This window comes from Streptomyces sp. MK7, from assembly GCF_032658145.1.
Lineage (GTDB): Bacteria > Actinomycetota > Actinomycetes > Streptomycetales > Streptomycetaceae > Streptomyces > Streptomyces spiralis.
The window spans coordinates 47,932-55,013 of the sequence record NZ_JAVACL010000049.1; the positions used below are offsets into that span (position 1 = coordinate 47,932).

Below are 7,082 nucleotides of genomic sequence, written 5' to 3' on the forward strand. Positions count from 1 at the left end.
TCCCCGATGGGAAAATGTCCCTGGGGGTCCTGCCCGTGGATGGGGATGAAGGCATGGGCGTCAGCGGCGTGGCGAGCAGTGCGGGTCCGGGCGATCCGTTCGACATCGCCTCCACGGCCGTGGCGGTGATCGACGCCGAGGGACTGATCGTCCACTGGAGCCGGGGCGCCGAGGAGCTCGTCGGTCACCCTGCCCGCGAGGTGCTGGGCCGTCCCGCGGGATCCCTGCTGGTGTACGGCGACCCGGCCGCCGTACCGGAGTTCCTGCGGGGCATCGACCGCGCCTGGGCCGGAGTGCTCACCGTCCGCCACCGCTCGGGCGGAGCCGTGCGGCTGGCCGTGCGGGTGGGCCGGCTCAGCGGCGCGGGCGGCAGCGGTGCGAGCGGCGGCGGCTGGCTCGTCCTCGGATGCGACGCGATGCGGCGGCGCCGGCACGAGATGTACGAGGCGGTGGCGCACGCCCTGCTGGAGCAGTCGCCGTTCGGGGTCGCGGTGCTGGACACGCAGCTGCACTACCGGTGGGTCAACCGCGCGCTGGCCGGCATGGACGACCCTGCCGCCGAAGCCGCCGGGGCTGTGTACACCGGGGAAGGAGCCGGATCCGCGGGGACCGCCGCGGCGGAGGGAGGTGCCCACGCCGAGAGCACGCTGCGGGCCCTGGTCGCCACGGCGCGGGAGTCCTCCGTGGTGACCCGGCAGGCCAGGCAGGTGCTGCTCTCCGGGCAGTGCCAGGTGACCCTCGAACACACCCCGCCCCGCCACGCGGCGGCGGACGCGGGGGGGCCGGGGCGTTCCAGGCTGCGTTCCTTCTTCCCGCTGCGCGACGGCGCGGGCCGCACGCTGGGCATCTGCTACGCCGCTCTCGACCTGACCGGACAGGACCCGGCACGCGAGCGGCTGGCGCTGCTGAACGCGGCCACCGATCACATCGGGACCACCCTGGACCTCGACCGTACGGTGCAGGAACTGGCGGAGGTTCTCGTCCCGCAGGTCGCCGACTTCGTGGCCATCGACCTCCTGGACACCGCCCACGCGATGAAGATCCCGGACACCGGGGCGCTGAGCGGCGCGGACACGCTGCGGCGCGCGGTCCATCGGTCGGTCAAGGAGGACCAGCCGGAGGTGATCGTCCGGGTCGGCGAGCCCACCCGCTACCCGGACCTGTCTCCCCAGAGGCGGTGCCTGGCCACCGGAAAGCCGCTGCGGGAGATCGTCGGCACCTGGACGCCCTGGCTCGCCCACGACGCCCAGCGCTGGGAGAAGATGTTCCGGCTCGGGGTGCACACGCATCTGGTCGTCCCGCTGCGGGCCCGCGGCACCACGATGGGCGTGGTCACGCTGCTGCGCTGGAAGAACCCCGATTCGTTCGACGAGGACGACCTGCTCCTGGTCGAGGACCTGGTGGGGCGGGCCGCCATGTGCGTGGACAACGCCCGGCGCTTCACCCGCGAGCACCAGGCCGCGCTCACCCTGCAGACGAGCCTGCTGCCGCTCGCCCTGCCCGAGCACAGCGCCGTCGAGGTGGCGTACCGCTATCTGCCGGCCGACGCCGAGTCGGGGGTGGGCGGGGACTGGTTCGACGTCATCCCGCTCTCCGGTGCCAGGGTCGCGCTGGTGGTGGGCGACGTGGTCGGCCACGGGCTCCATGCGGCGGCCAGCATGGGCCGGCTGCGGGCCGCCGTGCAGACCCTGGCCGACCTGGATCTGCCCCCGGACGAGGTGCTGGCGCGCGTCGACGACCTGGTCGTGCGCCTGTCCGACGAGGCGGAGGCGGCCGCCCAGGAGCCCACGGTGATCGGGGCGACCTGCGTGTACGCGGTGTACGACCCGATCGCCCGCAAGATCGTCGTGGCCCGGGCCGGGCACCCGAGCCCCGCGATCGCCCATCTGACCGAGCCGGTGGAGTTCCCCGACATCCCCGCGGGGCCCCCGCTCGGCCTGGGCGGCCTGCCGTTCGAGTCGGCCGAGGTTGCCGTGGAGGAGGGCAGCGTCATCGCCCTCTACACGGACGGGCTGATCGAGGCGTCGGACCGGGACGTGGACGTGGGGATGGAGCGCCTGTGCTTCACCCTCGCCCACCCGGACCGCCCCCTGGAGGAGATCTGCGACATCATGGTCCGCACGCTGCTGCCGGACCGGCCGCGGGACGACGTGGCCTTCCTCATCGCCCGCACCCATGTCCTCAGCGCCGACCGCGTGGCCTCCTGGGAGGTGCCCACCGACCCCTCGGCCGTGCGCGTGGCCCGGGAGAACGTCACCGAGCAGCTGTCCCGCTGGGGGCTGGACGAGATGGTCTTCACCACGGAGCTGATCGTCAGCGAGCTGCTCACCAACGCCATCCGGCACGCGGGCGGCCCGATCGGTCTGCGCCTCATCCATGAGCGCACCCTGATCTGCGAGGTATCCGACGCCAGCAACACCTCCCCGCGCATGAGGCGGGCGCTCGGCACGGACGAGGGCGGACGGGGCCTGTTCCTGGTCGCCCAGGTCGCCCAGCGCTGGGGCACCCGGTACACCAGCTCGGGCAAGACGATCTGGGCGGAGCAGCAGCTTCCCGGGGTCGCCCCTGCGACAAGCGCGGTGTTAGAACTGGGAACATGATCGGACGCACCCGCCGGTCCCGGTCGAGAGCGGCAGCGCCGCCGGGCGGTCGGCGGTCCGCTGATCCGTCCCGTCGCCTGCGGCGGTTCCCCGGACGCCGCCTGTCGCCGTCCTGGAGCCTGCGCACCCTCGCGGCGCAGGTGTTCCTGCTCCAGGTCATCGTGGTCCTGGTGCTCATCGCGGCGGCCGCGGCCGCACTGGTGCTGCAGGGGCGCTACGACGGTGAGAACAGTGCCCGGGAGCGGTCACTGGCCGTCGCGGAAGCGTTCGCGCACGCGCCCGGCACGGCGATGGCGTTCCAGTCGTCCGATCCGACCAGGGTCCTGCAGCCCTCGGTCATGCAGGCGCAGACCGGATCCGGCGTCGACTTCATCTCCGTGCTGGACCCGCGGGGCGTGCGGCTCGCCGACACGCAGCCGCAGCTGATCGGCACCACGGCGCAGGACATCGGCCGGGCCGCCACGGGCGAGACGTTCACCGACACCTTCCACGGCAAGCCGTCCGACGCCGTGCGGGCGGTGGTGCCCGTGATGGACGCGAGCCGGCGCGTGGTCGGCGTGGTCACGGCCGGGATCGAGATCGAGAACGTGGGGCATCTGCTGGACCAGCAGGTACCGATGGTGCTGGGTTCGGCTGCCCTCGCCCTGGCGCTGGCCACCGGTGGCACCGCCCTCGTCAGCCGGCGGCTGCGCCGCCAGACCCACGGGCTCGGCCCGGCCGAGATGACCCGTATGTACGAACACCACGACGCCGTGCTGCACGCGGTGCGCGAGGGTGTGCTGATCGTCGGTGCCGACGGCCGGCTGCTGCTCGCCAACGACGAGGCGCACCGGCTGCTGGGCCTGCCGCCGGACGCCGGCCGGCGGCACGTCACGGAGCTGGGGCTGGGCGAGGAGATGACGCGGCTGCTGGTGTCGGGGGAGGCCGCCTCCGACGTGGTGTGCCCGGCCGGCGACCGGCTGCTGGCGGTCAACACGCGGCGCACCGCGCCGTACGGCGGCGCGCAGGGCCTGGTGGCCAGCTTCCGGGACACCACGGAGTTGCAGGCCCTGTCCGGCCGGGCCGAGATGGCGCGGGGGCGCCTGACACTGCTCTACGAGGCCGGGGTGCGGATCGGCAGGACGCTGGACGTGCGGCGCACCGCACAGGAGCTCGCCGAGGTGGCGGTGCCGCGGATGGCGGACGTGGTCACCGTGGAGCTCCTGGACGCCGTGCTGCACGGCGAGGAGCCCACGGGTGCCGTGAACCGGATGCGCCGCACCGCGCTGCACGGGTCGCTTCCGGACGATCCGCTGCAGCCGGTCGGGGACTCGATCCAGTTCGTGGTGGCGGACACGCCGATGGTGGCGGCGCTGCGGCGCGGCAAGGCCGTGCTGGTGCCGGACCTCGAGACCGCCCGGGACTGGCGGGCGCAGGATCCGGAGGGCGCGCGCCGGGTGCTGGCCTCCGGCATCCATTCGCTGATCACGGTGCCGCTGCGGGCTCGGGGCGTGGTGCTCGGCATGGTCAACTTCTGGCGGGGGGCCGGGGCGGCCCGGTTCGACGACGAGGACGTGGCGGTGGCCGAGGAACTGGTGGCCCGCGCGGCCGTCGCGATCGACAACGCGCGTCGCTACTCCCGCGAGCACGAGATGGCCGTGACCCTGCAGCGCAGCCTGCTGCCCCGGGACCTTCCGGAGCAGGACGTGCTGGAGGTGGCGTGGCGCTATCTGCCGGCGCAGTCGGGTGTGGGCGGCGACTGGTTCGACGTGATCCCGCTGCCGGGGTTCCGGGTGGCGCTCGTGGTCGGGGACGTGGTGGGGCACGGGCTGCACGCGGCGGTGACGATGGGCCGGCTGCGGACGGCCGTACTGAACTTCTCCTCGCTGGACCTGCCCGCGGAGGAGCTGCTGGGCCATCTCGACGAGATGGTGACCCGTCTGGACACCCAGGCGGACGCGGCGGACGGCGAGGGCTCGCGGGTCACCGGGGCGACCTGCCTGTACGCCATCTACGACCCGGTGGGCGGACGCTGCACCCTCTCCCGCGCCGGGCATGTCGCCCCGGCCGTGGTGGACCCCGCGGGCCGGGTGACCTTCCCGGACCTGCCCCTGTCGCCGCCGCTGGGGGTGGGCGGGCATCCGTTCGAGGCGGGCGAGCTGGACCTGCCGGAGGGCAGCCGGCTGGTGCTGTTCACGGACGGTCTGGTCGAGGACCGCGGACGCGACATCGACGAGGGGCTGCGGATCCTCGGGGCGGCCGTCGCCGCTCCGGACCGGTCGCCGGAGGAGACGTGCCGGGCCGTGATGGAGACGATGCTGCCGCAGCATCCCAGCGACGACATCGCCCTGCTCGTGGCCCGGACCCGGCTGCTGGACCCGTCCCGGGTGGCGGTCTGGGACGTGCCGTTCGAGGCCGGCGCGGTCTCCCGGGTGCGGACGGAGGTGAGTCGCCGGCTGGTGGACTGGGAGCTGGAGGAGGTGTCGTTCGCCACCGAGCTGATCCTCAGTGAGCTCCTCACCAACGCGATCCGCTACGGCGCGCCGCCGGTGCGGGTCAGGATCATGCTGGGCCGCACCCTGGTCTGCGAGGTCTCGGACGGCAGCAACACCTCGCCCCGGCTGCGGCGCGCGGCGACCACCGACGAGGGCGGCCGCGGGCTGTTCCTGGTCTCCCAGTTCGCGGACCGGTGGGGCACCCGCTATGTGGCGCACGGCAAGGTGATCTGGGCGGAGCAGACCCTGGGCCGGGCCGCGGAGCCGGACATGACCCTGCTGATCGACGAAATGGCCTGGTGAACGGCGGGTGTTCGGGCCCCGTTCCGATGCCCTGTCACGGAAACGGCCCCCTTATTAGACGCTGAGTCAAATTACTGAACCGTAACCTACCGGCCGGTACCGGCGGTAACAGCCGGTGGGTACGGTCTCGTCAGTTCACTCCCCACCCGCGTGAGGAAGCCGGCGGACGACCGTGCCGCCTCACGCCGTCCTGCCGTCCTGCCCTCGTGCCCGGACCGGGCGACGTCCGCCGCCCCGGCACGAGGCGGTCTCTCCTGCTCGGCCGCATCCCAGGAGGTTCCCCATGCCCGCGCGCAGACATCTGCTCGCCGCAGCGGTCACCGCTGCCTCGTGCCTCGGCGTCCAGGCCCTCGCCGCCACCCCGGCCACCGCGGCCACGGCGTCCGCGCCCGTGGTGTCCCGGGGCGTCACCATCCCGGCGTTCTACACCCCGCCCACCGAACTGCCGGGCGCCGACGGCACCCTGATCCGCAGTCAACCGCTCCCGCTCGCCCTCAGCCTGCCCGGCCTGAACGGCCCGCTGCCGGGCCGGGCCACCCGGGTGATGTACAAGTCGACCGACTCCGGCGGCCGGCCGGTCGCCGTCACCGGCGCCTACATCGAACCGGCGGCGCACTGGCCCGGGACCGGTGCGCGCCCGCTGGTCGTCGTGGCTCCCGGCACCATGGGACAGGGCGACCAGTGCGCGGCCTCCATGGCCCTGGAGCACCCGGTGTCCTTCAACGGCCGGACGATGTCGGTCGGTTACGAGGACCTGTCGGTCTACCGGCTGCTCGCCGAGGGCGCCGCCGTCGTGGTCACCGACTACGTCGGCCTGGGGGCCACGGACCGGCTGCACACCTACGTCGACCGTGTCGACGAGGCCCATGCCGTCCTCGACGCGGCCCGGGCCGCCCGTGCCGTACAGGGCGCTTCGGTCACCGCGGCCTCGCCCGTCGGGTTCTTCGGCTACAGCCAGGGCGGCGGCGCCACCGCGGCCGCCGCCGAACTCCAGCCCTCCTATGCCCCCGACGTGGCCCTCGCGGGCACCTACGCCGGTGCGCCGCCCGCCGACCTGACCGAGGTCACCAAGGCCATCGACGGCAGTGAACTGGCCGGCGCCCTCGGCTGGTCCCTCAACGGCTTCCTCCAGACCGACCCCGACCTGCGGCCGATCGCCGACGCCCACCTCAACGCCGTCGGCAAGGCCGCTCTGAAGGACCTGTCGACCATGTGCGTGGGCGACGCGATCCTCCACTACGGCTACGCCAGGAGCACGCGGTGGACGACCGACGGGCGGTCCGTCAGCGACATCATCCGCTCCACGCCCGCCCTGAAGGACTTCCTCGACACCCAGCGCATCGGCAGGCTGAAGCCGGCCGGTCCGGTGCGGCTGGCCACCGGCACCAGCGACAACCTCGTCCCGCACGCCCAGGCCCGGCAGCTCGCCGTCGACTGGTGCCGCAAGGGCGCCGACGTCACGTACCGGCCGGTCGTCCTGCCGAACGTCATCAGCCCACTGCTCAACCACTTCGGGCCCCTGCTCGCCGACCAGGGCGCGGCGGTCTCCTGGCTGACCGACCGTCTCGCCGGCAAGCCGGCCCCGGCCAACTGCGCGACACTGCCGGTCCGGCCCTGACTCAGGGCCTTGCACGCGGCAGGGGCCGCGCCGTCACAAACGGCGCGGCCCCTGTCCGTCCGGAGGATCTCAGGCCGTGCCCCTGTT

3 protein-coding genes are annotated in these 7,082 nt (G+C 73.7%); all 3 read left to right on the top strand.

Annotation, left to right across the window (positions count from 1 at the left end; genetic code table 11):
* The first annotated feature begins 53 nt into the window (after nucleotides 1–53).
* The gene (locus R2S09_RS33980) at nucleotides 54–2,600 is read left to right on the top strand and encodes a SpoIIE family protein phosphatase (protein ID WP_316745209.1); all 2,547 of its coding nucleotides are present in this window, start codon (nucleotides 54–56) and stop codon (nucleotides 2,598–2,600) included.
* A complete protein-coding gene (locus R2S09_RS33985) occupies nucleotides 2,597–5,377 on the top strand; it encodes a SpoIIE family protein phosphatase (RefSeq protein ID WP_316745210.1) in 2,781 nt (926 codons plus the stop codon). Before R2S09_RS33980 ends, R2S09_RS33985 begins: the two co-directional genes overlap by 4 nt.
* A gap of 283 nt (nucleotides 5,378–5,660) precedes the next feature.
* Nucleotides 5,661–6,995, top strand: a complete 1,335-nt coding sequence (locus tag R2S09_RS33990) for a lipase family protein (protein ID WP_316745211.1) — start codon at nucleotides 5,661–5,663, stop codon at nucleotides 6,993–6,995.
* Nucleotides 6,996–7,082 lie beyond the last annotated feature (87 nt).